This is a genomic window from Pseudoroseicyclus sp. H15 (assembly GCF_054353345.1).
The window spans coordinates 512,885-537,793 of sequence record NZ_JBTHJE010000002.1 but is presented as its reverse complement, the minus strand read 5'-3'; the positions used below and the strand labels follow the sequence as shown (position 1 = coordinate 537,793).

Below are 24,909 nucleotides of genomic sequence, written 5' to 3'. Positions count from 1 at the left end.
GCCTCGCTCCTATTCCGCGGGTTCTTTGGCGGCGCTGCGGCCGGGCTCGTCCTGCCCGCGGCGGCGGCGGAGGGCGCGGCCGATGCGCTGGCCGCCCTCCACGAGACCACCGGGCAGGAAGATGACGACGAGCATGAACATCAGGCCCAGCGTCAGGTGCCAGCCTTCGCCGACGAACTTCGAGGCGACCCAGACGAGGCCCGTCTCCAGCCCGTCGGGCAGGGCGGCGAACCAGGAGTGCAGGACGTTCTCGTTGATCTTCGAGAAGATGTTCTCGCAATACTTGATGAAGCCCGCACCCAGCACCGGCCCGATCAGCGTGCCGGCACCGCCGAGGATGGTCATCAGCACCACCTCTCCGCTCGCCGTCCACTGCATCCGCTCGGCGCCGGCCAGCGGGTCCATCGCCGCCAGGAGGCCGCCGGCGAGCCCGGCATAGGCGCCGGAGATGATGAAGGCCGTCAGCGCATAGGGGCGCGAGTTGAGGCCGGTGTAGCTGAGCCGGTGGTTGTTGCTCTTCACCGCCCGCAGCATCAGCCCGAAGGGCGAGCGGAAGATGCGGATCGAGATGTAGAAGGAGATCAGCATCAGGATGGCGCAGAAGTAGTAGCCGACCGAGAAGTCGAAGGCCCAGGGCCCCAGCTCCAGCGTCTCCTTGGCGCGCATCTCCAGCCCGAAGAGGTGGGTGACGATCGGATCACCCTCGCTGCGCAGGTATTGCGGGTCTGAGGTGTAGACCTGCAGGCCCGTCTCGCCGTTGGTCAGCGGCGTCAGCACCGAATAGGCGAGGTTGTAGCTCATCTGCGCGAAGGCGAGCGTCAGGATCGAGAAGTAGATGCCTGAGCGCCTGAGCGAGATGAAGCCGATCAGCACCGAGAAGAGCGCGGCCACGACGATGGAGAGCAGCACCGCCGGGATGACATTGAAGCTCAGCAGCTTGAACATCCAGACGGCGGCGTAGCTGCCGGCGCCGAGGAAGGCGGCGTGCCCGAAGGAGAGGTAACCCGTCAGCCCGAACAGGATGTTGAAGCCGATGGCGAAGATCCCGAAGATCACGAACCGCTGCATCAGGTCGGGGTAGCCGGCGTTGAACTGCGCCATGGCGCTGTTCGCCGGGAAGGGGTTGAGGATGATCGGGGCCGCCATCGCCATGAAGGCGACGACGAGCAGGATGGTGGTATCGCGCTTGCCTATACCCAGCATGTCTTACTCCTCCATCACGCCGCGCCGGCCGAGCAGGCCCCGGGGCCTTGTCAGCAGGATGATGATGGCGACGAGGTAGATGATGATCTGGTCGATGCCCGGCAGGATCGCCTTGACCTCGTTCATCGAGGCGAAGCTCTGCACGATGCCGAGCAGGAACCCCGACAGCACCGCGCCGGGCAGGCTGCCCATGCCGCCGACGACGACCACGACGAAGGAGAGGACGAGGAAGTCCATCCCCATGTGATAATTGGGGGAGAGGATCGGCGTGTACATCACGCCCGCCAGCCCCGCGACGGCGGCGGCGATGCCGAACATCAGCGTGAAGCGCTTGTCGATGTCGATGCCGAGGAGGCCCACCGTCTCCCGGTCCGCCATGCCGGCGCGGACGACCATGCCGAAGGTGGTGAACTGCAGGAAGGCGAAGACCCCGCCGATGATGAGCAGCGAGAAGAGGAAATAGACGAACCGCCAGACAGGGTAGAAGATCACCCCCGGCCCGAAGCCGAGCCAGACGCCGAAATCGACCGACCCGCGCAGCGCATCGGGCGCCGGGGTGGGGATCGGGTTGGCGCCGTAGAACTGGCGGATCACCTCCTGCAGCACGATGGCGAGGCCGAAGGTCACGAGGATCTGGTCGGCATGGGGGCGCTTGTAGAAGTGCTGGATGAGCCCGCGCTCCATGATCCAGCCGATCAGCATCATCACCGGGATGGCGAGGAGGATGGCCAGCGGCACCGACCATGAGATCAGCGCCTGCCCGAGCTCCGGCCCCAGCCAGGTTTCGAGGTAGGGCACCTCGACCTGCAGCGGGTTGCCGAGGAAGTCGGTCCGGCTCTCGTCGATCTCGGTGTGGGAGAGCTGCATGAGGCGCTGCACCGTGACGGCGCAGAAGGCGCCGATCATGAAGAGCGCGCCATGCGCGAAGTTGACGACGCCGAGCGTGCCGAAGATCAGCGTCAGCCCCAGCGCGATCAGCGCATAGGCCGAGCCCTTGTCCAGCCCGTTCAGGATCTGAAGGATGATTGCGTCCATGTCCCCCGCCTCATATGGCGCGGCCGCCCTCTTGCCGGGGCAGCCAACCTGCGTTGCCGCGGGGACGGCGCGATGCCGCCCCCGCGTTCCGCGACATCACTCGCCCGGGTTGCACTCCCCGAGGTCGCCGCCGGCGAACATCGGGTGATCGGGCTCGTACATGACCTGCTCGACGGGGGTGACCTCGACGATCTCGAGGTTGTCGAACGGGGTCGTCGGGTTCTCGGCGCCCTTCATGACCAGCACGTCCTTGAAGCACTGGTGATCTTCGGCGCGGTAGAGCGTCGGCCCGTTGCCCATGCCGTCGAACTCGAAGCCTTCGAGGGCCTCGACCACGGCGCAGGGGTTGAACGAGCCGGCCCGGGTGACGGCATCGGCATAGAGCAGCGTCTGCACGTAGCAGGTGTGCGCCGAGCCGGACGGCGGGAAGCCGTACTTTTCGCCGAACGAGCGGGTGAAGGCGGCGGTGCCCTCATCGCCGAGCTGCCAGTTCCAGTTCATCGAGCCGTAGACGCCCTTGATCGCCTCGCCGGCACCGGCGGCCATCAGCTCGGAGTAGAGCGGCACGATGATCTCGAAGTTGTTGCCGTTGACCTGGCGATCCCGCAGGCCGAACTGCACGGCTTGCGTCAGCGAGTTCACCATGTCCCCGCCATAGTGGTTGAGGATCAGCACGTCGGCGCCGGAGTTCATCACCGGCGCGATGTAGGACGAGAAGTCCCCCGCGCCGACCGGGGTCAGCACCGTCTCGACCGTCTCCCAGCCGAGGGCCTCGGTGGCGGCGATCATCGATTCCTCCTGGGTCCAGCCCCAGGTGTAGTCGGCGGTCAGGTGATAGGCGCGGCGCTCATTGCCATAGGCCTGGCTCAGCACCGGGCCCAGCGCGGCACCGGACATGTAGCCGTTGAAGAAGTGGCGGAAGCCATTGCGCTTCTTGTCCTTGCCGGTCGTGTCATTGGAGTGGGTGAGACCCGCCATGAAGATCACGCCGGCCTCCTGGCAGAGGCCCTGCACGGCGATGGCGACGCCCGAGGAGGAGCCGCCGTTGATCATCACGGCTCCGTCCTTCTGGATCATCGACTGCGCGGTGGCGCGGGCGACGTCCGACTTGGTTTGCGTGTCGCCGGTGACGAACTCGACGCGCTTGCCGAGAATGCCGGTGCCGTCCAGCGCCTTGCTGGAGAAGGTGTTCAGCATGCCGCCGTCGCCTTCGCCGTTGAGGTGCTCGACAGCGAGTTGCTGAGCGCGCAGCTCGTCGAGGCCCTCTTCGGCATAGGCGCCGGTCTGCGGCACGTTGAAGCCGAGCGTGACGGTGGAGCCGGTGGGCTCATTGGTGAAGGCGGCCGCGGACGAGCCGGTGAAGATCGTCGGAAGCGCCAGTCCGCCAGCCGTCACGGCGGTCGATTTCATCACGCCGCGTCGCGTGAAGTTGCGTGTTGTCATGGGTGGTCTCTCCTCCCTTGGCATGAGCCATGTCCGCAGGGGCCTCCTCGCCCCCGCAGCAGCGGGCGCACTGTACTCAGTGCTGCGCACATACTGGCCGATGCCGAAAATTTCTCAACAAGGCCTCAGAAAGAATGACTTTTTTTGTGAAGACATGAACAAGCCTCGGAGTTAAGCTGTAAATAACTTTTCCCGCAGGCGCAGAAAGCCGCTGATAACACGTCAGGAATCCGGGTTGGCCAAACCGGCGCTTACAGGCTCACGCATCCGTCAGCGGCGGCTCGATCTGGGCCGCAGCCAGGCCGAGCTTGCCGCTGCAGCAGGCATCTCTGGCTCCTACCTCAACCTGATCGAACACAACCGCCGCAGAATCGGCGGCGCGCTGCTCAACACCCTCGCACGAGAGCTGGGCAGCGACCCGGCGCTGTTGGCCGAAGGGGCGGGTGGTGAGATGGTGGGCGCCCTGCGCGCCGCCGCCCGCGTACTGCCCGAGGCTGGGGCAGAGCAGGGGCGGGCGGAGGATCTGACGGGCCGCTTCCCCGGCTGGGCCAGGCTGATCGCCGCGCAGGCGAGCCGCATCACCGGGCTGGAGGAGCAGCTCGGCGCCCTGACCGACCGGCTGACGCATGACCCCGCGCTCGCTGCCTCGCTGCACGAGGTGATCAGCGCGGTCACCGCCATCCGCTCCACCGCGTCGATCCTCGCCTCGGGGGAGCCGCTCGACCCCGACTGGCAGGCGCGCTTCCATCGCAACGTCTATGAGGATGCGCAGCGGCTCGCGGCAGAAAGCCGGTCACTGGCAACCTATCTGGAGGGCCCTGGTGAGGCCGCCATCCGCACCCCGCTCGATGAGCTGGAGGCGGCACTGGAGGCGGTCGACCAGCATCTCGCCCCGCTGGAGCAGGGCGCGAGCGAGGAGGAGGCGGTAGAAGGTCTCTCCGGCCTCTCGCCGGCCTCCCACCCGCTGGCCCTGGCCTGGGCGCGGCGCTATCGGGCCGACGCCGAGCAATTGCCGCTGGAGCGCTTCGGGCCGCTGGCGCAGGAGCACGGGCACGACCCGGCGGCGCTGGCCGCCGCCACCGGTGCGCCGGCCGAGGTGGTGCTGCGCCGCCTCTCTAGCCTGCCGCCGGGGCAGGGGCACCCGGCCTTCGGCCTCGCCATCTGTGACGCAGCGGGGGCGCTCACCCGCCTGCGCCCGCTGCCGGGCTTCTCGCTGCCCCGCGCCGGCGGCTGCCCGCTGTGGCCGCTCTACCAGGCGCTCGGCCAGCCGGGCCGCCCGCTTGCTGCGCGGGTGGCGCTGCCGGGGGAGCGCAGTGGCGTCTTCGCCGCCTATGCCGCCGCCGGGGCCGAGCGGCCGGCGGGCTTCGGCACCCCGCCGGCCATCGCCTCCGTCATGCTGGTGCGCCCGGCCTCGGCGAGCGGGCCTGCGCCGGCACCGGTGGGCACGGCGTGCCGCATCTGCCCGCGGGAGGACTGCCCGGCGCGGCGCGAGCCTTCGATCATGCCGGCGGAGCGGTGAGCAGGCGACCTTTTCAAAGTAACCTCTCCATCCATCGGGCCCGCGCTGACCAAGCGCGGGCCGCGCCCGACCCGACCCACGGGCGGGCGCATGGAGATGTCGCCCGCAGCACGCCCGTCGTCCGATGCCTCGGGGATAAAGCGCTCAGCACTGGCGGTGTGTCCGCCCACCCACGGGTTGGGCGCGGCCCTTTCGCCAACTGCAAGGCATTCCCGACTGCGACACTTTGACTTGCACGTCAAAGCCCGCAATAGTCGCCACGCGCTGCCACGGAGGCGGCGGCGCGGGGGGAAAGTCTATGGCCAAGCGCGTCCTGCTCATCGAGGACGAGCCGAACATCATCGAGGCGATCAGTTTCATCCTGACCCGCGATGGCTGGACGGTGCATACCCATTCCGACGGGGAATCCGCCGCCGAGCGGGTGCGCGCCCATCTGCCTGACCTGCTCATCCTCGATGTCATGCTCCCCGGCCGCTCCGGCTTCGACATCCTGCGCGACCTGCGGGCCGACGAGGGCACCTCGGCGCTGCCCGTGATGATGCTCACTGCCCGCGGCCAGACGAAGGATCGCGAGCTGGCCATGCGCCTTGGCGCCACGCATTTCATGACCAAGCCCTTCTCGAATGCCGAGATCCTGGCCCATGTCCGCGAGCTTGCGGGGGGCTGAGCCATGGCCCGCCCGTCCGCCCCGGTCTTTCTGGCGCGCGAGACCTACCGGCGCCGGCGGTTGTCGGATGCCGCGCGGCTGCTGCCAGTGTTGGGCACGGTGCTGTTCTTCCTGCCGCTGCTCTGGCGCGATGACGAGGCCGGCACCGCCGCCGGGCTGATCTACATCTTCACCATCTGGGCGATCCTTATCGTGCTGGCCGGCGTCCTCTCGCGCCGCCTCAGCCGCGACGAGGAGAGCGAGGCTGCGGGGGACACCGGCTGATGCCGCCCTTCAACGCGCTCATCGCCGCCGCAATCGCCTATGTCGCCTTCCTCTTCATCGTCGCCTTCGCCGCCGAGCGCCGCGCCGACCGTGCCGGTGGCTCATGGCTGCGCTCGCCGCTGGTCTACACGCTATCTCTGTCGATCTATTGCACGGCATGGACGTTCTACGGCGCCGTCGGCTACGCCGCGCGCTCGGGGCTGGAATACCTGACGATCTACCTCGGCCCGACCATCGTGATGATCGGCTGGTGGCTGATCCTGCGCAAACTGGTGCGCGTCGGGCGCAGCCAGCGCATCACCTCGGTGGCCGACCTCATTTCGTCGCGCTTCGGCAAGTCGGCGCCTCTCGCCGTGCTGGTGACGCTGCTCGCCGTGGTGGGGGTCACGCCCTACATCGCGCTGCAATTGCAGAGCATCACGCTTTCCTTCGCCGTCTTTGCCGACAATGCCGGCGGCGAGGCGGTTGACCTGACCGGCATCGCCTTCTGGTCGGCCGCGGGCCTCGCGCTCTTCACCGTGCTCTTCGGCACCCGCAATCTCGATGCCAACGAGCGCCACCACGGCATCGTCATGGCCATCGCGGTGGAGGCCATCGTGAAGCTCGGCGCGCTGATGGCGCTGGGCATCTTCGTCGTATGGGGCATCGGCGGCGGGCTTGGCCCGATGCTGGAGACGATCGACGCCTCGCCGCTCGCCCATTGGCAGCAGGATCATGGCCGCTGGATCGGTCTCACCTTCCTCTCTGCTGCGGCCTTCCTGACATTGCCCCGCATGTTTCAGGTATTGGTGGTGGAGAATGCTGACGAGCGCCATCTGGCCACCGCCGCCTGGGCCTTCCCGGCCTATCTCGCCGCCATGTCACTCTTCACCGTGCCCATCGCGGTGACGGGCCTTGCCATGCTGCCTGCCGGGGCGAACCCCGATATGTTCGTGCTGACGGTGCCGCTGGCGCAGGAGCAATATCTGCTGGCGACGCTTTCCTTCCTTGGCGGCTTCTCCTCGGCCACCTCGATGGTCATCGTGGCCACCATTGCGCTCTCCACGATGGTCTCGAACCACATCGCCCTGCCGCTCTGGCTGCGATTTCGCCGGGGCGGGGCGAGCATGTCGGGCGATGTGCGGGCGCTGGTGCTGTCGGCGCGGCGGCTCTCCATCGCGGCGCTGCTGGCGCTGGGTTTCGTCTACTACCGCCTCTCCGGCGGGGGCGAGGCGCTGGCGGCCATCGGCCTGATCTCCTTCGCCGGGGTGGCGCAGGTGCTGCCCGTGATGATCGGCGGCCTGTTCTGGCGCGGCGCCACGCGCATTGGCGCCGGCGCGGGCCTGCTCGCCGGCTTCGCGCTTTGGCTCTGGACGCTGTTCTTGCCGGGCCTTGGAGAGGGGGCCGTCATCCCCATCTCCGTCATGCAGGAGGGGCCGCTCGGCATCGGCTGGCTTCGGCCGCAAGCGCTGTTCGGCATCGAGGGGATCGACCCGATCCTGCATTGCACGCTGTGGTCGATGCTCTTCAACACCGGCCTTTTTCTGCTGGTCTCGCTGCTGACCTTCCCCACGCCCGTCGAGCGGCTGCAGGGGGCGCAATTCGTCAACGTCTTCGAGCATGCGGCGGGCGCCACCACTTGGCGGCAGAGCGGCGCGCAGGCGGAAGACCTACTCATCATGGCGCAGCGCATCCTGGGCCCGGCAGAGGCGCAGGCGATCTTTCAGGGCGCGGCGGCGGCGCAGGGCAAGGCGGGTTATCTCCCGGACGTGACGCCGGAATTCATCCAAGGCATCGAGCGCGAGCTCTCGGGCTCGGTCGGGGCGGCTACCGCTCATGCGATGATGGGGCAGATGACGGAAGGCGTCTCCGTCTCGGTCGAGGATCTGATGGCCGTGGCCGACGAGGCCGCACAGATCATGGAATATTCCGCCCGGCTTGAGGCCAAGTCCGAAGAGCTGGAACGCACCGCCCGCGCCTTGCGCGATGCCAATGCCAAGCTCACCAGCCTTTCGGCCCAGAAGGATGCCTTCCTCGGCCAGATCAGCCATGAGTTACGCACGCCGATGACCTCGATCCGCTCGTTCTCGGAGATTCTGCGCGAAGGTGGCGTCGGGCCAGAGGTACAGAGCCGCTACGCCGCCATCATCTCGGAAGAGGCAATGCGGCTGACGCGCCTGCTCGACGATCTGCTCGACCTGTCGGTGCTTGAGAACGGGCAGGTCGTGCTCAACCTCTCCCGCGCGACGCTGCGCCAGACCATCGACCGGGCGATGGGCGCGGCGGGCCAGAGGGCCGACGGCCTGCGGGTGCTGCGCCGGCCGGGCGATGAGGAGATGCGGGTGACGACCGATCACGACCGGCTGGCGCAGGTGTTCATCAACCTTATCTCCAACGCCCGCAAGTATTGCGATGCCGCCCGGCCGGAGCTGCGAATCGAGACGCGCCGCGCCGGCGAGGCGCTGATCGTCGACTTTATCGACAACGGCTCGGGCATCGCGCCCGAGCATGCCCAGCTGATCTTCGAAAAGTTCTCGCGCCTCTCAGACCAGTCACGCGCGGGCGGCGCGGGCCTCGGCCTCGCTATTTGCCGTGAAATCATGGAGCGGCTCGGGGGGCAGATCGCCTATTTGCCGGGGCAGGGGGGCGCGGCCTTCCGGGTTACGCTGCCTGTCCGTGCCCAGGCAGTGGCCGCCTGACATCAACCTCGCCTTAAGCCGTGCTGTTTACCACCTGAGAGCGAGGGGCGGGTCGCCCCGCGAGGATCGCAGGCAGGATGTCGCAGACGGACGAGGTGCCATTGCTCCGCCGGCTTGTACAACGCCGGGCGGTACCGAAGGGGGAATTTCCCCCATCGGCCGCGCGCGTGCTGCGTTTGTCGATGGCGCGCGCGGCGGAAGCAGCGATGGACCTCAAGCTCGTGGTGCTCGGCGTTGGCGAAGAGCGGATGGAGCTTGAGCCGGCGTTGCAGGCGCTGGGCGAGGACTGGCTGCTCATCGGCCTTTGCGGTGCAGACGGGATGATCTGCGGGCTGGCGGGCCTCGATGGCGAGCTGCGGGCCGCCGTTGTCGAGTTGCAGACCACAGGCAATCTGCGCGCCAAGCCGGCCGATCCGCGGCCGATCACCAGCACCGACGCGGCGCTCGCCATGCCGCTCGTCGATGCGCTGATCGGCGACCTGGTGGATACGGCGGGCGGCACGCAGCTGGAAGGCTGGGCAGACGGCATGGGCTGCCTGCGCCGGCTCAGCGGTGCCGATGCCGCCCGGCTCGTTCTGCCCGAAGAGCTCTATCGCCTCGCCCGGCTGACGCTCGACCTTGGCGGTGAAGGGCGGCAGGGCGCGCTGTTCCTGATGCTGCCCGCCGATGGGCCGTCGCAGGCGGAGGACGGGCAGGCGGAGGACGGGTGGAACGCCACGTTGCGCAGCGCCGTCCTCTCTGCCCCCGCCACGCTCACCGCCGTGCTGCACCGCTTCGAGCTGCCCTATGCGGGGATTGAGGCGTTCGAGGTGGGGCAGGTGCTGCCACTGCCGGGCGTGACCGTGCGCTCCGTCCGGCTCGAATGTGCGAACGGCCAGGTGCAGGCGCATGGCCGCCTTGGCCAGGCTTCTGGCCTGCGCGCGGTGCGGATCGAGGAGCGGGCGGAGGAGGAGATGCAGGAAGTCCCGATCGGCGGCGCGGGCGGCGGCATGGGCGCGGCGCCCGCCGGCCTGTCGCTGGCTGGCGGCGGGATGCCCATGGCGGCGGGCGGTGGCATGGGTCTAGCCCTGGGCGATGCGCCGGAAGAGGAGCCATCCGGGGTGAGCATGCCGGGACTGGGCGGGTTTGGCGGGGCAGGGGATTCGCCAGCCGAGCCGGAGGCCGAGGAGCAAGACCAGACGGCGCTCGCCTTCACGCCGGCGCCTGGATTGCCGCCCCTTGGCGGCGGCTTTCCGGCAGCGCCTCTGAACCTTGCCGGCGGGGCGAATGAGACGTCAGACGAAGAGGAGGGCTAGGCTCAGCCGCCGAGCACCGGGCGCATGGGCGACAGATCGTAGCCTGCGCGGCTCGTGGCCTCGATGATGTCGTCGGCAGACATCCGGCCCGCCTGGCCGAGCGACCAGATCATCGAGCTGCGGGTGCCCGAGGCGCAATAGGCCAGCGACTTGCCCTCAGCACCCTCGATGAGCGCCGCCTGCTCGGCGGCCATATCGGCGTTGATCGTCTGCCGGGTGGCGGGCAGGTAATGAAAGCTCAGGCCCGCCGCTTCAGCCGCCGCGCGCATCGCCGCGCTTTGCAGCTCTGGCGGGTTTTCTTCGTCGGGGCGGTTGCAGATGACCCGGGTGACTCCCTCGGCTGCAAGCGTGTCCATGTCCTCCGGCATGATCTGCGGAGCGACGGCGTGGCTGTCTGTCAGGGGGCGCATGTCCATGGAGCGATGAAATAGCGCGCCGGCTGCCCGCCTGTCCAGCGACATTCGGGCGCAGCAGGGGCGATTGGCCGCCGACGCGGTACAGTCGCCTTGCCGCAGCGGATGCTTCCCACTACGACATTTGACATGTCGCCGCCTGCCGCCCAATCGCCGGCCATAGACCCAGAGGCCATGGCCCGTGCCGCCACCGAGGCGGCCGAGGTGATGAAGATGCTTGCCAACCCGGCGCGGCTGCTCCTCCTTTGCGAAATGGTGCAGGGTGAGCGCTCTGTCGGCGAGCTGGAGGCGGCACTGGGCGCCAGCCAATCCTATGTCTCAGGACAGCTGGCGCGGCTGCGGGCCGAGGGGCTGGTCGCCACCTCCCGCGACGGGCGCACCATTCGCTATCGTTTGAGCGATGCGCGTCTGCAGCCGATCCTGGCAGCGATCTACGACCAGTTCTGCCCGCCGGCCGAGTAGAGGGCTCAGGCCAGGATCACGCCCACGACCACCAGGCAGAGACCGAGGAACGACAGGAAGAAGGCGCCAAGGTTGATCGGCACCAGCGGCTTCAGCCGGGCGCGGAGAGCTTCGTCATCCAGCTTGGCCCGCCGCGCACCCAGCGCGCGCACGAGGCTGTAAAGGATGCCGGCGAGGCCGAGCACGGCCAGCGCGGCGCCGATCCAGACGAGTATGGCCATGGCTCACCTTTCCCTTGGCAGACGTGCCGCGCCTAGCCCAAGCCGGCCCCACCGCGCAAGCCCGCGCCCGGCGCCGGCCTGCCCCGACCGGCCCCTTGCGGCAATCCCGCCGCGCGGCTAGTCAGAGGCCCCGATCCGCGCCAAGGAGTTCGCGAGCCATGCAAGACGATGCCCCCGCCACCGCAGACGCCCCTGCCGCCTCGCCGGTCACCTCGTCGCAAGGCGGTGTCGCCGGCGCCGAGCTGCGCGCCTTCGTCGAGCGCTACGAACGGCTGGAATCCGAGAAGAAGGATATCGCCGACGGCCAGAAAGAGATCATGGCCGAGGCCAAGGGCCGCGGCTACGACACCAAGGTGCTCCGCAAGATCATCGCGCTGCGCAAGCGTGACAGCGACGACATCGCAGAGGAAGAGGCGGTGCTGGAGCTCTACAAGGCTGCGCTGGGGATGTGAGGCCGCGGGCCCTTTGGGGCCTGTGAAAGCAGGCTGATGGAGGAGGGGGGCTGTCTGCCCCCCGCTGCCGTTGGCAGCCCCCCCGAGGATATTGGGAAGTCGAAGGCTGGGGGGCGCGCCCGAAGGGAGGGGCGCGGCGAGAGAGCCTTAGGGCGCGAGCCACTCCACGCCGTCCATCTTGGCGATCGCCTCGCAATCGGCCTCGTAGGCTTCTGTCAGCTCGGCGACGAGGGCGGCGTCCATGCCCGGCAGATCGACCTCTTCGACGACCTCGTCCTCGACCGCGAACTTGTCGAGGAAGGCGGCGATCACGCGGCGGCGCTGGGCGGCGCCCTTGATGCCGCGCTGGGTGAGGTAGGTGGTCAGCCGCGCCATGCCTTCTGGCGAGATGATTGACTCGACCAAGTCGAATTCCCCGGCGAACTCCGCCTCTGGCAGGGCGGCCATGCGGCGCAGGATGTCACCCCAGATCAGCGGCGTATCCTCGTTGGCCCAGACGACGAGCTTCGCGCCGGGCAGGGCCTTATGCAGGCGGCCGACCAGATCGGACCAGCGCACCTGTCGCGGATCGGTGCCGCCCATGAAATCGAGGAAGGCCATGTTGCTGGTCTGCGCATAGACGTCTGGAATGAAGCTTGCTGGATTGCGCAGGGCCAGGAAGATCTCGATCTCGTCTTCCTCGAAGATCTGGCCGAGCGCGGTGGCGCGCGTGCCGGCCGCGGCATAGAGCGCGCCATCCTCGAACACCCTGTTCGGCGCGCAGAGGAAGGACGGGTTCGACAGGATCACCCGCTCGGTGATGCGCCCGTCGAGCACGGCATCGAGCAGCAGATCGCGCGTGCCCTCCTTGGCGCGCGACTCGCCCAGGCCTTCGAGCGTGTCGCGGAAGAGCTTGCGGTAGCGGCCCTGGCCCGGCACGGCGACATTGTGTTCGGCCAGCATCGAGGCATCGCGCAGAAGGCAGCGCAGAAGGCGCTCGTTGTCGGTGCAATGGGCGCCGATGTGAAAGACGATATGCATGGCGAACTCTACCCCGGAGAAACGTGATCGCGCCTGAGGCGCGGGGCCGGGCCGCGCGATCATAGGGGGCGCTTTCTTTACAGGCAAACCGGTTTCGGCTAGCGGCTGGGCCCATGTCGCACGCGTCTACCGCCGCCCCGCCACGCCGGCGATGGGATCTCTGGACACCGGGCGCGGCGCTGATCGCCGCCTTGGTGCTCGGCCCCGTCGTGTCGGTGCTCTGGCTCGCGGCGCATCCGGCCGAGAATATCTGGCCGCATCTGCTCTCGACCACGCTGCCGCGCTACATGGGCAACACGCTGGTGCTGCTGGCCGGCGTCGGCGCACTGACGGCGGCGGCGGGCACCGGCGCGGCCTGGCTGGTGACGCTCTACCGCTTTCCGGGGCGGCGCTGGCTGCAATGGGCGCTGCTGATGCCGCTGGCGGTGCCGGCTTATCTGGGCGCCTATGCGCTGGTGGATTTTCTGGAATATGCCGGGCCGGTACAGCGCGGCCTGCGGGCGGTCTTCGGCTGGGCGAGCCCGCAGGATTACTGGTTCCCGCAGGTGCGCACCCGGGGTGCGGCAATCCTGGTGCTGAGCGCGGCGCTTTACCCTTATGTCTACATCCTCGCCCGCGCCGCCTTTCGCGAGCAATCGGGCGCCGGCTACGAGGTCGCCCGCGCCCTCGGCGTGAAGGCCTGGGGGAGGTTCATCCGCGTCGGCCTGCCGCTGGCACGTCCGGCCATCGCCGCGGGGGTGGCCGTGGTGGGGATGGAAGTCGTCAACGATTTCGGCACCGTCGATTACTTCGCGGTGCAGACGCTGACCACGGGCATCTTCTCGGTCTGGCTGCAGGCTGGGAACCTCGGCGGCGCCGCGCAGATCGCCACCTTGGTGCTCGCGCTGATCGTGCTGCTGGTGACGCTGGAGAAGCTCAGCCGCGCCCGCGCCCGCAGCTTTGGCGCCGCGCGCGCCCTGCGCCCGGTCGAGCCCGAGCCGCTCACTGGCTGGCGCGGCTGGGGGGCGGGGGCACTGTGCTTGGTGCCGGTACTGGCCGGCTTCGTGCTACCGGTCGGCGTGTTGCTCTCGCACGCCCTGGGCTCGGCGCTCTGGCTATCACCGGGCCTGCTGGAGGCGCTCTGGCATTCGCTGGCGACGGGCGGGCTGGCGGCGGTGATCACCGTGACGGCGGGGCTGTTCATCGTCTACGCCGCGCGCCTGTCGGGCCGGCGGCTGCCGGTGCTGCTGCTGCCGGTGACAGCGATCGGCTATGCTGCGCCCGGCGCCGTGCTGGCGCTCGGCATCCTCTTCCCGCTCGCCGGGTTCGACAATTGGCTGGCCGACCGCTGGCTGGCCCTGACCGGGACAGACCCGGGCCTGCTCTTCACCGGCTCGGCGGCGGCGCTGGTTTTCGCCTATTGCGTGCGTTTCTTCGCCATCGCCCAAGGCGCCGCCGACGCTGCCCTCGGCCGGGTGCCCCCCTCGCTGCCCATGGCGGCCCGTTCGCTGGGGCGCAGCAAGGGCCAGGTGCTGCGGGCGGTGCACATGCCGCTGATCCGCGCCTCGATGGGCTCGGCGCTGCTGCTGGTCTTCGTCGATTGCGTCAAGGAGCTGCCGGCGACGCTGCTGCTGCGCCCGTTCTCCTACGATACGCTCGCGACCCGCGCCCACGCCAAGGCCAGCCTCGAAGACATCGCGGGCGCCGCGCCGCCGGGGCTGATCCTGACAGCGGTGGGGCTGGTGGCGGTGGCGCTGCTGGCGCGGGCCCAGCGGGCGTGAGAGCGCATCTCTCCGAAGGTCTTGCGCGATTTCGGCGACGCGGCTAGGGGAGGGCAGGCGCCCCTATAGCTCAGCTGGTAGAGCATCTGATTTGTAATCAGAGGGTCGGGAGTTCGAGTCTCTCTGGGGGCACCACATGCCGCGCCATCCCGCCGCACCTCACGGATCGACGTAGCGCTCGATCACCTCCCAGCCGCTCTCCGCCGTCAGCCGGCGCAGCAACGCAATGTCGAGCTGGCGCATATCACCGCTGTCTGCCGGCAAGGCGATGGTGACATATTGCGGGTCGAGCTCCGTTGTCCTTACGCGGAAGTCGAGGTGGCCGTTCTCGCGGATCGCATGCTTTAGCGGCGGGGCGGCGGCGGCGACCATGTCGAGGCTCTCGTCCTCCAGCGCGGCCAGGGCTGCGCCCAGGTCGCCAAACATGCGCAGCTCCACGTTCTCGTGGCGCAGGAAGGCCGCCGTGGTGCCGCCTTCGACTGTGCCTACGACCGCGCCGGCGAAGACCTCCGGCGCCTGGACCTGCTGGTTAAGCCCGGCGATGGCGACGACAGAGGCGGTGAGCGCGGCGCTGACGGCGAGGCCGACGAGCATCCACAGCATCGCGACGGCCCGGCCTGCCACGGTGCGGGGCGCCTTGTCCCCGTAGCCGATGGTCGTCAGCGTCACGCCCGCCCACCAGAAGCCGTCGCCGAGGCCGCGGAACGGGCTGCGGGCGAACTGGTCGCCGTTGCGCCCCCGCTCAAGCGCCCAGACCAAGGCGCCCACCACCAGCAGCAGGGCACCGAGGCCCAGCACCAGCCGGGCGAATTGCCATGAGGCGAAGCCCGTCAGCACCGCCAGCACATGGTTCTGCGCCGAGGAGGCGACGCCCATCGTGGCGGTGTAGAGCGGCTGGCTGAGATCGAACCGCTCCGCAGTCTCCGGCGTGGCATAGACGGGCAGGGCGAGGTCGACCTCGCCGGCCTCCAGCGCATCGAGGCTGTCGATGGCAACATAGCTGTAGGGCACGTTCAGGTCTTCGGCGGCGAAACGCCAAAGGTCGATGGCCAGGCCCGACCAGGCGCCATCCTCTGTCTGCATCGCGAAGGGCGGCTGTTCCAGAACGCCGACGCGCAGCCCCTCCTGCGCGCTGGCGGGGAAGGGCAGGGCGAGGAGCACCAGGAGGAGGGCGAGGGTTTTGCGGATCATCGCCTGCATAGTAGCCCTGCCGGCCGGGCCGTCCACTCGCTTCGCCCGGGGCCGCCTTGCCGGCCTCGCCGCGGGGCGGTATCAGGCCCGAACGACAGCAAAGGGGCCAGACCCATGCGCGCAGAGACGCGAGATCATATCGAGGCCATCGGCAGATCGCTGGAGCTCTACTCGCAGCGCATCGGCTGGGAGACGGCGAAGCACCGGCTGGAGGAGTTCAACGCCCGCGTCGAGGACCCCACTCTATGGGACGACCCGGCGGGCGCGCAAAAGCTCATGCGCGACCGGCAGATGCTCGTCGACCAGATCGGTGCCTATGAGGCGCTGAAGGGCGATCTCGACATGAACCGCGAGCTCATCGAGATGGGCGAGATGGAGGACGACGCAGATGTCGTCGCCGAGGCCGAAGCGGCCCTGGCGGTGCTGCGCGACAAGGCCGCCCAGAAAGAGCTGGAAGCGCTGCTCGACGGCGAGGCCGACGGCAACGACACCTTCCTCGAGATCAACGCCGGCGCCGGCGGCACCGAGGCCTGCGACTGGGCGCAAATGCTGCAGCGTATGTATGTCCGCTGGGCCGAGGCGCACGGCTACGAGGTGGAGATGCAATCGGAAGAGGCCGGCGCCGAAGCCGGCATCAAGTCCGTCGCCTACAAGATCTCCGGCAAGAACGCCTATGGCTGGCTAAAGTCGGAGTCGGGCGTGCACCGGCTGGTGCGCATCTCGCCCTTCGGCAAGGGCACGCGCGAGACCTCCTTCGCCTCCGTCTGGGTCTACCCGGTGGTCGACGAGAACATCGACATCGAGGTGAACCCCTCCGACATTCGGGTGGATACCTTCCGCTCCTCGGGCGCCGGCGGCCAGCACGTGAACACCACCGACTCGGCTGTGCGGATCACCCACATGCCGACGGGGATCGTCACGACCTCCTCGATGAAGTCGCAGCACCAGAACCGCGAGATCGCGATGAACGCCCTGAAGGCCCGGCTCTACCAGATGGAGCTCGACCGCCGCACGGCCGACATCAACGCCGCGCATGAGGCCAAGGGCTCCGCCGGCTGGGGCAACCAGATCCGCTCCTACGTGCTGCAGCCCTACCAGATGGTGAAAGACCTGCGGACCAACCACGAGACCTCCGATACCTCGGGCGTCCTAGACGGCGATCTCGACGGCTTCATGGCGGCGACGCTGGCCATGCAGCTGACCGGCAAGTCCCGCGCCGAGGCCGGCGCCGAGTAAACCGCCGCACTCCCGGGCGCCCCGCCCCCCATTCATCTGGCCAAAAATACCTCGGGGGGGCCGCAGGCGGGGGGCAGCGCCCCCCTCCACCCTCTCCAACTGCCTCCTCCGCCAGCACTCTTTCCACGCCGGCCCCTGAGCCGGCCGGTTTCCATTGCCTCACCACCCCGACCCGCCATGATGGGGGAGACGCTGTCGATGAGGCCCCCCATGCCCCCAGTTCCGGCCCTATGCCCATGCGCGATCTGACCCGCCGCTCTGCAAGCGAGCTGTCGACGCTGATGTCTCGCGGCGAAATCACCGCCGCCGAGATCATGGAGGCGCATCTCGCTGCGATCGCCGAGAAGAACGGCACGCTGAACGCGCTCGTCTCGCTCGCCGATCCCGATGCTCTGATGGAAGAGGCGCGCGCCGCCGACAGGGCAGAGCCGCGCGGGCCGCTGCACGGGCTGCCGCTGGCGGTGAAAGATCTTTCCAATGCGGCGGGCTTCCCCACCTCGCGCGGCTCCCCGATCTTCGCCGGCGAGATGGCGGATCATGACGATCTGCATGTCGCCCGGCTGCGAGACGCCGGCGCCATCGTCATCGGCAAGAGCAACGTGCCGGAATTCGGCCTCGGCTCGCACAGCAAGAACCCGGTCTTCGGCGTCACCCGCAACCCGTCCGACCCGGCGCTCTCTGCGGGCGGCTCTTCGGGCGGGGCGGCGGCGGCGCTGGCCAGCGGCATGACGGCGCTGGCCGATGGGTCGGACATGATGGGCAGCCTGCGCAACCCGGCCGGCTGGTGCGGCGTGTGGAGCCTGCGCCCCTCGGTGGGCCTGGTGCCCGACGAGCCCGAAGGGGACCTCTTCCTCCATCAGCTGTCCACCCTTGGCCCGATGGGGCGCAGCCCGGCGGATGTGGAGCTGATGCTTTCGGTCATGGCCGGGCCCGACAGACGCCAGCCGCACAACGCCGGCCTTTACCGGTCGCTGCCGTCCGAGGTGCCGGCGGGCGGGCGGATCGGCTGGCTTGGCGACTGGGGCGGCGCCTATCCGATGGAGGACGGCGTGCTGCGCGCCTGCGAATACATGCTGGCGCGGCTTTCGGATGCCGGGGCCACGGTCTCGCCGCTGGCCCCGCCGTTTCCGGCTGAGGTGCTGTGGCAGAGCTGGACGACGCTGCGCAGCTTCTCCGTGGCGGCGAGCCTCGGGGCTCTGCACGCCCAGGTGGCGACTCGCGACCAGCTCAAGCCCGAAGCGGTGTGGGAGATCGAGCGGGGGCTGGCGCTGTCTGCCATGGAGCTGCAGCGCGCCTCGCTGAAACGGTCGGATTGGTTTCGCAAGGCGGCGGATCTCTTTGGCAGCTATGACATGCTGGCGCTGCCGACGGCGCAGTGCTTCCCCTTCCCGGCGGAGTGGGACTGGCCGAAGGAGATCGGCGGGCAGACGATGGACACCTACCACCGCTGGATGGAAGTGGTCGTGCCGGCCTCGCTGATTGGACTGCCGGTGCTGACCCTGCCGATTCCTGGCCGTTGCATGGGCCTGCAACTCATCGGCCCGCGCGGCAGCGACGCGAGGCTGCTCGCCTTCGCGCGGCGGTGGGTGGACCGGTAGGGGGCGGTAGGCCCGGCCCACCAACTGCCACCAACGTCGCATGCCCGCCCGTGGGTTGGTGCTCCATCGGCACCGCTATGGTGCTTTGTGTCGGCCACGGCCCTCCCCGCGGAGGGCTCAGCGATGCCTTCACCAGAGTGCCAGCCCGCGGGGACGGGCCGGCGCTCGCGCGGCGGGCTGACGCCCTTGATTCCGTGCGGTGGAATGAGCGGCAAGGTCTGAGCATCGAAACCCCATCCCTCCAAAACAAAAGGCCCCGCCAAAGCGGGGCCCTCACATCTCCTGGCTCGAAAGCCGGTGTTTACTTCGCGGCTTGCGCGGGCTCGGCCTGCTCGGAGCTGTTCTCCGACTGGCGCGGCTTGGGCAGCGACTTCGCCGAGGCGCCGGAGAGCGGGTCTTCCTGGCGCTGCACGGAGCCTTCGAAATGGGCACCCGATTCGATGGCGATCGTCTTGTGAATGATGTCGCCCTCGACGCGGGCCGAGGAGGTCAGCCGAACTTTAAGGCCCCGCACGCGGCCCACGATCCGGCCGTTGATCACCACATCATCCGCAACCAGCTCGCCCTTCACCGTGGCGCCTTCGCCGATGGTGAGCAGATGGGCACGGATGTCGCCGGACACGTTGCCTTCGATGGTGATGTCGCCAGTGGTCTTGATGTTGCCTTCGATCACGAGATCGGCGGACAGCACGGAGGCTGGCGGCTTCTGCTTCGGGGTCACGGGTCGGGAATCTCCTGTCGGGGCGGGGGACGGCGCGCTCGACTGCTGCGGGGCATCGCCAGCCTTGGGCCCGGGTTCGTTGATTTTGCTCTTAGAAAACATCTTGGCCAGCTCTTATGTAGATCATTGGGTTGATCGGTTCACCGCCGACCCGGACCTCATAGTGCAGATGGGGGCCGGTCGAGCGTCCGGAATTCCCCATATCACCGATATGGTCGCCTTGCGAGACTCTTTGCCCCACTTGCACGTCAATGGCATTGAGGTGGCCGAAGCGCGTCTCGATGCCGAACTCATGCTGGATCTTGATGAGCCGCCCGTAGCCCGACGACCAGCCGGCATGGGTGACGACGCCATCTGCGGTGGCATAGACCGGCGTGCCGATCGGGCCTGCCATGTCGACGCCTTCGTGCATCCGCCCCCAACGCGCCCCGAAGGGCGAGGTGTATCGGAAGCTGTCGCGCACCGGCATCGAGAAGGGCGCCTTCTCGGCCGCGATGCGGTAGAGGTTGATGTTGTCCATCGCCGACAGGATGCCGTTGGCGCGCATCGTGTCCGGGTCCGGCGGGGCGCCGTTCATCGTGGAATAGGCCAGCGGCGTCAGCGGGCCGCCCATGCCGGAATAGCCGCGGCGGACCGCGCTGATCATGTCGTCGGGGTTCATGCCGGCGGCACGGAACATGTCGTCCAGCGGCTCGACGGAAACGAGCATCGCCTCTTCGAGCTGGCGGAAGATCTCGTCGTTGCGGTCTTCCATCAGCCGCAGTTCCAGCTCCAGCTCGGCGGCGTGGGAGAGGGCGAAATCGGCATCGGCGGCGATCACGTCGCGCTCTTCGGCGGTGCGGGCCAGCGCGTCGGAGAGGATTTCGACCGTGCCAGTCATCTCGTCGTCGGCAGAGGCGAGCACCACGGGCGAGCCGTCTTCACCGGTCATGCTGTCGATCGCGGCCTGGGCCTCGTCGCGCTCGTTCATCACGCGCAGCAGGGTGGCCTGCACGACATCGAGCCCCCGCTCGGCCTCGCGGCGGCGGTCTTCCAGGCTCAGGATGTCGCTCTGCATGTTCGAGATCTGCTCCAGCGCGGCGGCGAAGCGCTCCTGCGCGGCGACAGCCTCCTGGGCGCGGGTGTCACGCTCGGCAGAGATTTCGTTCAGGCGGTCTTCGTAGATGACGCGGTCACGCTGCGCCTGGGCGCGGAAATTGCCGGCGCCGATGGAATCCATCAGCAGGATCGCCGTCGCCACGATGGCCCAGCCGACCACAATCGTCGCCCCCGACCAGATGCCCAACTGCATACCGGGCCGCAGCCGGATGAAGCGAGTCTCGGTATCGGATTTGAGGAAAAGCCGCCGTTCCGGGAACCTGCGTTCCATGACGGCGTGTACGCCTTGTGCCAGTCGTGATTTCACGCTGCCCTATCCCCTGTCGTTACCCCTTGGGGTGCTGCCAAAAGGCAACATCCTCGGCCAAGGAGTTACCGAGCGTGCAGTTTTCGTGCAAGCCATGCGGCGAGGCTGCCTCGCGAGGCGGCGGAAATCGGCACTCATCGGCGAGAATCCGCTCATTCCACCGCAGGAAAGGGCCGTAAGCCTGTGCAGACTCGGGATATTCCGGCGGGCGGCCTAAAGCGCCTGGGCTGCGGCCAGCACGGCTTCGGGATGTCCGGCGACGCGAGAGACGGTCCAGGTCTCGGCGATGCGGCCGTCAGCGCCGATGAGGAAGGTCGAGCGGATGAGGCCCATGTAGGTCTTCCCGAAGGTCTTCTTCTCACCCCAGACACCGAAGGCCTGCGCGGCGGCGCCCTCGGGATCGGCCAGCAGGTTCAGACGTAGCCCGGCCTTCTCGATGAACCGGGTATGGCTGGCGGTGCTGTCGGTTGAGATCCCGTAGAGCGTGCAGCCCGCGGCGGCGAAGTCGTCGGCCAAGGCAGAGAAATCCTTGAGCTCGGTCGTGCAGGTTGGCGTGGCGTCGCGCGGATAGAAGATCAGCGCCGTGCGGGTGAGGCTGCCGAGGGCGACCGACGTGCCGTCGCTACACTCGAGCGTCAGATCGGGCAGGGTGGCACCGGGGGAGAGGGGGTCTGGCATGGCTCTTCCTCGCTTTGCTGCCGGAGACTCAGTGCTCTAGGCTGGGCGGGGCGGAGTCAACAGGCGGAGACATGGTGGAGGACGACGAGTCGCACCCGGGGCAGGAGGCGCCCTCTGGCGCCGGGGCAGATTCGGCAAGGACTCCGGTTTCCGCCAGGGACGGCGCCGGCGAGCGCTGGCCCGTCGATCCGCATCTCGGGCCGGTCTTCGTGTCTGTCCATTCGGCGGGGGAGACGGCGCCGGGGGCTGCAGCCGAGGCTGAGCCAGTGGAGCCGGAGGCGCCGCAAGAGGAGGCAGACAAGCCCGTGCCCGACCCGGCAGCGCCCCCGCCCGCTGAGCCCGCGCCCGCGAAGTCCCCGGCCCGAAGCCGACGGCTGATCCTCACTCGCGGCGCGCCGACTGCGATTGGGGCCCTGCTGCTGGCGCTGCTGCTCGCGCCACTGCTTCTGATCGGCAACGAGGTCTCGGCCCCCAGCTGGGTGTCGCGGCGGGTCGAGGCCGGGGCGGCGCAGGCGCTGGAGGGCGGCGATATCGCCTTCCGCCGCATGTCGCTGATCGTGGGCCGCGACCTGCACCCCCGCGTGCGGCTCACCGGGGCGCGCATCAGCGACGAGACGGGCCGCGAAGTGGCGCTGATCCCGCAGATCGACATGCAGTTCTCTCCGCGCGGCCTGCTCTTCGAGCGCGAGCTGCTGGTGCAGCAGGTCGTGCTGACGGGCGCCGAGCTCACCCTTCGCCGCGCCCGCGATGGCCAGCTTGCGCTTGCCTTCGGGGCGGGCGGCGATGCGGCGCCCGAGGGTGGCAGTGCTCTGGGTGAGGCGGAGGGGTTCGCCGGGCTGCTCGCCTCGTTCGATGGGCTATTCGACCGGCCGGCGCTGGCGGCGCTGGAAGGGGTGCGCGCCGAGGGGCTGGTGGTGAACTACCTCGACAGCCGGGCCGGCCGCTCCTGGGTGGTCGATGGCGGGCAGCTCGCGCTCGACCTCACCGGCGGGCAGACGCGGCTGACCGGCGATCTCGCCCTGCTCTCGGGCCGCGCCTACGTGACGACGCTGGCGCTGCAGTACCGCTCGCCGCGTGGCTCGCCCGAGGCCGAGATCGCGCTCGACCTGCGCGATGTCGCCGCCCGCGATATCGCAACGCAAAGCCCGGCGCTCTCCTGGCTCGGCCTGCTCGACGCGCCGCTCTCGGCCCGGCTGACGGGGTCTGTCACCCAAGGTGGCGGGCTCGGGCCGCTGGCGGCGGAGCTGAGCATCGGTGCCGGGCAGCTGCGGCCCGATCCGGCGGCGCCCGGCATCCCGTTCGAAAGCGCCAGTGCCGCGCTGAGCTTCGATGCCGGGGCGGGCGAGCTGCGGTTCACCGAGCTCTCCGCCAGCAGCGCCTGGGGCACGATCCATGCCGAGGGCGAAACCTGGCTGCAGGGAATGGAGGGCGGCCTGCCGGAGGCGCTGACCGGCCAGTTCCGCTTCGCCGACTCCACCCTCAACCCCGCCGGCCTGCTGCCCGAGGCACTGGCCGTCGATGAGGCGCATGCCACGCTTCGGGTAGGCCTGGCGCCCTTTCGTCTCGACCTCGCCGACGCCGGGCTGACACTTGCTGCCCCCCCAGGCAGCGACGCCGGGGTCGCACCGGTGCGGCTTGCGGCGAGTGGCAGCCTCGCCGTGGCGCCGGAGGGCTGGCGCGGCTCGGCGGAGCTGCGGCTGCCGCGGGTGGGCATCGGGCGCATCGTCGGGCTCTGGCCGGAGGGCGCGGCGGCGCGTCTGCGCGGCTGGATCGACGAGAATCTGCCGGAGGGCGAGCTGGTCGATGCGGTCGCGGGCCTCTCGCTGCGCCCCGGCGCGCCGCCGGCCTTCGCGGTGACCTCCGCTTTCGAGGGGGCCAGCATCCGGGCGCTCAAGACCTTCCCGCCCATCACCGGCGGGGCAGGGGTGCTGGGCTTCGACGGGCAGAGCTTGACCGTGTTGCTGGAGGAGGGCCAGGTCACGCCGCCGCAGGGCGGGCGGCTCGACATGGCGGGCACGAGCTTTGCGATACCCGATATCTCCGAGCGGCCACTGCCCGCCGAGGTGCGGCTTGCCGGGGCAGGGAGCATCACCGCCGGCCTGTCCCTGATGGATCAGCCGCCCTTCCAGTTCCTCACGAAGGCGAACCGCCCGGTGACGCTGGCCGACGGGCGGGCGCGGGTGAGCGGTGTGCTGCGCTTTCCCGTCATGCCGCGCCCGCCGCCGGGCTCGGTAACCTATCAGATCGAGGCCGCGCTCAGCGATGTCGCCAGCACCAATCTGGTGCCGGGCCGCGAGCTGCGGGCCTCTGCGCTCGACATGACGCTCGACAATGAGGCTCTGCGGATCTCTGGCCCGGCGCGGATCGGGGCAGCGCCGTTCACCTTCGCCTGGCGACTGCCGATCGTGCCGCGCGGCGCACCTCGGTCGACGGCCACGCTCGATGTGGATGTCGCTGTCACGCCGGCGGTGCTCGATACCTTCGGCGTTGCTCTGCCGCCCGGCAGCCTGGGCGGCGAGGGGCGGGCGCAGATGGCGATCGCCCTGCCGCCCGGCGGGCCGCCGAGCTTTCGACTGACCTCAAATCTGGCGGGCCTGCGCCTCGCCATCCCGCAGATCGGCTGGAGCGTCTCAGCCGGGGCCACTGGCGACCTCGCTGTCGAAGGGCAGCTCGGCGACGTGCCACAGGTGACTGCCCTCAGCCTCAGCGCTCCGGGGCTGGAGGCGCGCGGTTCTGTCTCGCTGAACGCTGCCGGCGGGCTGGAGCGGGCGCGATTCGACCGGCTGCGCGTGGGCAACTGGCTGGACGCGCCGGTGGATCTGATCGGCCGGGGCGCCGGCAATCTGCCTGGCGTCGAGGTGCGGGGTGGCCGGCTCGACCTTGGCCGCGCCGCTTTCGGCCAGGGCGGAGCGGATGTGCCGCTGCAGGTGGCGCTCGAAGAGCTGCAGGTGACCGACGAAATCGGCTTCAGCGGCTTTCGCGGCGAATTTGCCGCCGGGCTGCGGGGGGAGTTCACCGCCTTCATCAACGGCGGCCAGGCTGTGAGCGGTGCCACCGAGCCGACGGCGGAGGGACTGGCCGTGCGCGTGCTCTCAGACAATGCCGGCGCGGTGCTGCGTGACATGGGGCTGATCGAGACGGCACAGGGCGGTGCGCTCGACCTGGTGCTGCTGCCGACCGGGCAGGAGGGCGGTTATGATGGCACGGTCGCGATCACCGATCTGCGCGTGCGCGATGCGCCTGCCATCGCCGAGCTGCTCGATGCCATCTCGGTGGTGGGCGCCCTGCAGCAGCTCGACGGGCAGGGTATCGCCTTTACCAATGTCGATGTCTCTTTCGGGCTGGAGCCGGGGCTCTTGACCATCCGACAGGCGAGCGCCGTGGGGCCCGGCCTTGGCATATCGCTGGACGGCTATTACACGACCGGCTCCAAACTCATGGATTTCCAGGGCGTCGTGTCACCGATCTATTTCATCAACGGCATCGGCTCTTTGCTGACGCGGCCGGGCGAGGGGCTGATCGGCTTCAACTATACGCTCTCCGGCCCCGTGAGCGCGCCGCAGGTGGGGGTGAATCCGCTCTCTGCCCTGACGCCCGGGATGTTCCGCGAGATCTTCCGCCGCCCGGTGCCGGAGGCGGCGCAATGAG

General features: G+C 69.1%; 21 protein-coding genes and 1 tRNA gene. 12 read left to right on the top strand and 10 right to left on the bottom strand.

Annotated features, from left to right (window positions below; all coding sequences use genetic code 11):
* Window positions 1–9: 9 nt before the first annotated feature.
* From ACXN5S_RS06455 to ACXN5S_RS06445, 3 genes are all read right to left on the bottom strand, one after another.
* The gene (locus tag ACXN5S_RS06455) at window positions 10–1,203 is read right to left on the bottom strand and encodes a branched-chain amino acid ABC transporter permease (RefSeq protein ID WP_458604582.1); all 1,194 of its coding nucleotides are present in this window, start codon (window positions 1,201–1,203) and stop codon (window positions 10–12) included.
* A gap of 3 nt (window positions 1,204–1,206) precedes the next feature.
* The gene (locus ACXN5S_RS06450; protein ID WP_458604581.1) at window positions 1,207–2,238 is read right to left on the bottom strand and encodes a branched-chain amino acid ABC transporter permease; all 1,032 of its coding nucleotides are present in this window, start codon (window positions 2,236–2,238) and stop codon (window positions 1,207–1,209) included.
* Window positions 2,239–2,334: 96 nt separating this feature from the next.
* A complete protein-coding gene (locus ACXN5S_RS06445; protein ID WP_458604580.1) occupies window positions 2,335–3,681 on the bottom strand; it encodes a substrate-binding protein in 1,347 nt (448 codons plus the stop codon).
* Window positions 3,682–3,916: 235 nt separating this feature from the next.
* On the opposite strand from ACXN5S_RS06445, the gene ACXN5S_RS06440 reads away from it, so the two are divergent.
* The 5 genes from ACXN5S_RS06440 to ACXN5S_RS06420 all read left to right on the top strand — a co-directional run bounded on the left by ACXN5S_RS06440 (window position 3,917) and on the right by ACXN5S_RS06420 (window position 10,104).
* Window positions 3,917–5,200, top strand: a complete 1,284-nt coding sequence (locus ACXN5S_RS06440) for a short-chain fatty acyl-CoA regulator family protein (protein WP_458604579.1) — start codon at window positions 3,917–3,919, stop codon at window positions 5,198–5,200.
* A gap of 298 nt (window positions 5,201–5,498) precedes the next feature.
* The gene (locus ACXN5S_RS06435) at window positions 5,499–5,867 is read left to right on the top strand and encodes a response regulator transcription factor (protein ID WP_458604578.1); all 369 of its coding nucleotides are present in this window, start codon (window positions 5,499–5,501) and stop codon (window positions 5,865–5,867) included.
* Window positions 5,868–5,870: 3 nt separating this feature from the next.
* A complete protein-coding gene (locus tag ACXN5S_RS06430; protein WP_458604577.1) occupies window positions 5,871–6,131 on the top strand; it encodes a hypothetical protein in 261 nt (86 codons plus the stop codon).
* Window positions 6,131–8,809, top strand: coding sequence for an ATP-binding protein (locus tag ACXN5S_RS06425; RefSeq protein ID WP_458604576.1), 2,679 nt, complete (start codon window positions 6,131–6,133; stop codon window positions 8,807–8,809). The genes ACXN5S_RS06430 and ACXN5S_RS06425 overlap by 1 nt, the downstream gene beginning before the upstream one ends.
* Before the next feature lie 182 nt (window positions 8,810–8,991).
* A complete protein-coding gene (locus ACXN5S_RS06420; RefSeq protein ID WP_458604575.1) occupies window positions 8,992–10,104 on the top strand; it encodes a FliM/FliN family flagellar motor switch protein in 1,113 nt (370 codons plus the stop codon).
* Between the two features lie 2 nt (window positions 10,105–10,106).
* On the opposite strand, the gene ACXN5S_RS06415 is transcribed toward ACXN5S_RS06420, so the two are convergent.
* Window positions 10,107–10,520: a protein tyrosine phosphatase family protein gene (locus ACXN5S_RS06415; protein WP_458604574.1), complete on the bottom strand. Its 414-nt coding sequence runs from the start codon at window positions 10,518–10,520 to the stop codon at window positions 10,107–10,109.
* A gap of 126 nt (window positions 10,521–10,646) precedes the next feature.
* Between ACXN5S_RS06415 and ACXN5S_RS06410 the strand changes: the two genes are divergently transcribed.
* A complete protein-coding gene (locus ACXN5S_RS06410; protein ID WP_458604573.1) occupies window positions 10,647–10,979 on the top strand; it encodes an ArsR/SmtB family transcription factor in 333 nt (110 codons plus the stop codon).
* A gap of 5 nt (window positions 10,980–10,984) precedes the next feature.
* Here the strand turns inward: ACXN5S_RS06410 and ACXN5S_RS06405 are convergent, their stop codons facing one another.
* A complete protein-coding gene (locus tag ACXN5S_RS06405; protein ID WP_458604572.1) occupies window positions 10,985–11,200 on the bottom strand; it encodes a hypothetical protein in 216 nt (71 codons plus the stop codon).
* A 158-nt stretch (window positions 11,201–11,358) separates the two neighbouring features.
* On the opposite strand from ACXN5S_RS06405, the gene ACXN5S_RS06400 reads away from it, so the two are divergent.
* Window positions 11,359–11,652, top strand: coding sequence for a DUF2312 domain-containing protein (locus ACXN5S_RS06400; protein WP_458604571.1), 294 nt, complete (start codon window positions 11,359–11,361; stop codon window positions 11,650–11,652).
* A gap of 147 nt (window positions 11,653–11,799) precedes the next feature.
* Here the strand turns inward: ACXN5S_RS06400 and ACXN5S_RS06395 are convergent, their stop codons facing one another.
* Window positions 11,800–12,672: a hypothetical protein gene (locus ACXN5S_RS06395; RefSeq protein ID WP_458604570.1), complete on the bottom strand. Its 873-nt coding sequence runs from the start codon at window positions 12,670–12,672 to the stop codon at window positions 11,800–11,802.
* Between the two features lie 113 nt (window positions 12,673–12,785).
* Between ACXN5S_RS06395 and ACXN5S_RS06390 the strand changes: the two genes are divergently transcribed.
* Entirely contained in the window at window positions 12,786–14,432 is a 1,647-nt protein-coding gene (locus ACXN5S_RS06390) for an ABC transporter permease (RefSeq protein ID WP_458604569.1), read from the top strand.
* 59 nt (window positions 14,433–14,491) lie between these two features.
* Window positions 14,492–14,567 (top strand) — tRNA-Thr (locus ACXN5S_RS06385).
* A gap of 24 nt (window positions 14,568–14,591) precedes the next feature.
* Here the strand turns inward: ACXN5S_RS06385 and ACXN5S_RS06380 are convergent.
* A complete protein-coding gene (locus ACXN5S_RS06380) occupies window positions 14,592–15,623 on the bottom strand; it encodes an ion channel (RefSeq protein ID WP_458604568.1) in 1,032 nt (343 codons plus the stop codon).
* Window positions 15,624–15,737: 114 nt separating this feature from the next.
* Here ACXN5S_RS06380 and prfB point away from each other — a divergent pair, with 114 nt between their 5' ends.
* A complete protein-coding gene (gene prfB, locus ACXN5S_RS06375; protein WP_458604567.1) occupies window positions 15,738–16,859 on the top strand; it encodes a peptide chain release factor 2 in 1,122 nt (373 codons plus the stop codon).
* A 236-nt stretch (window positions 16,860–17,095) separates the two neighbouring features.
* Entirely contained in the window at window positions 17,096–18,457 is a 1,362-nt protein-coding gene (locus tag ACXN5S_RS06370; RefSeq protein WP_458604566.1) for an amidase, read from the top strand.
* A gap of 301 nt (window positions 18,458–18,758) precedes the next feature.
* Here ACXN5S_RS06370 and ACXN5S_RS06365 read toward each other — a convergent pair whose 3' ends face one another.
* The 3 genes from ACXN5S_RS06365 to ACXN5S_RS06355 all read right to left on the bottom strand — a co-directional run bounded on the left by ACXN5S_RS06365 (window position 18,759) and on the right by ACXN5S_RS06355 (window position 21,261).
* A complete protein-coding gene (locus tag ACXN5S_RS06365) occupies window positions 18,759–19,280 on the bottom strand; it encodes a bactofilin family protein (RefSeq protein WP_458604565.1) in 522 nt (173 codons plus the stop codon).
* The gene (locus tag ACXN5S_RS06360) at window positions 19,270–20,583 is read right to left on the bottom strand and encodes a DUF5930 domain-containing protein (RefSeq protein WP_458604564.1); all 1,314 of its coding nucleotides are present in this window, start codon (window positions 20,581–20,583) and stop codon (window positions 19,270–19,272) included. The genes ACXN5S_RS06365 and ACXN5S_RS06360 overlap by 11 nt, the downstream gene beginning before the upstream one ends.
* 213 nt (window positions 20,584–20,796) lie before the next feature.
* The gene (locus tag ACXN5S_RS06355; RefSeq protein ID WP_458604563.1) at window positions 20,797–21,261 is read right to left on the bottom strand and encodes a peroxiredoxin; all 465 of its coding nucleotides are present in this window, start codon (window positions 21,259–21,261) and stop codon (window positions 20,797–20,799) included.
* A 71-nt stretch (window positions 21,262–21,332) separates the two neighbouring features.
* On the opposite strand from ACXN5S_RS06355, the gene ACXN5S_RS06350 reads away from it, so the two are divergent.
* Window positions 21,333–24,908 carry a DUF3971 domain-containing protein gene (locus ACXN5S_RS06350; RefSeq protein WP_458604562.1) on the top strand — a complete coding sequence of 1,192 codons (3,576 nt, stop codon included), beginning with the start codon at window positions 21,333–21,335 and terminating at the stop codon, window positions 24,906–24,908.
* The last annotated feature ends 1 nt before the right edge of the window (window position 24,909 follow it).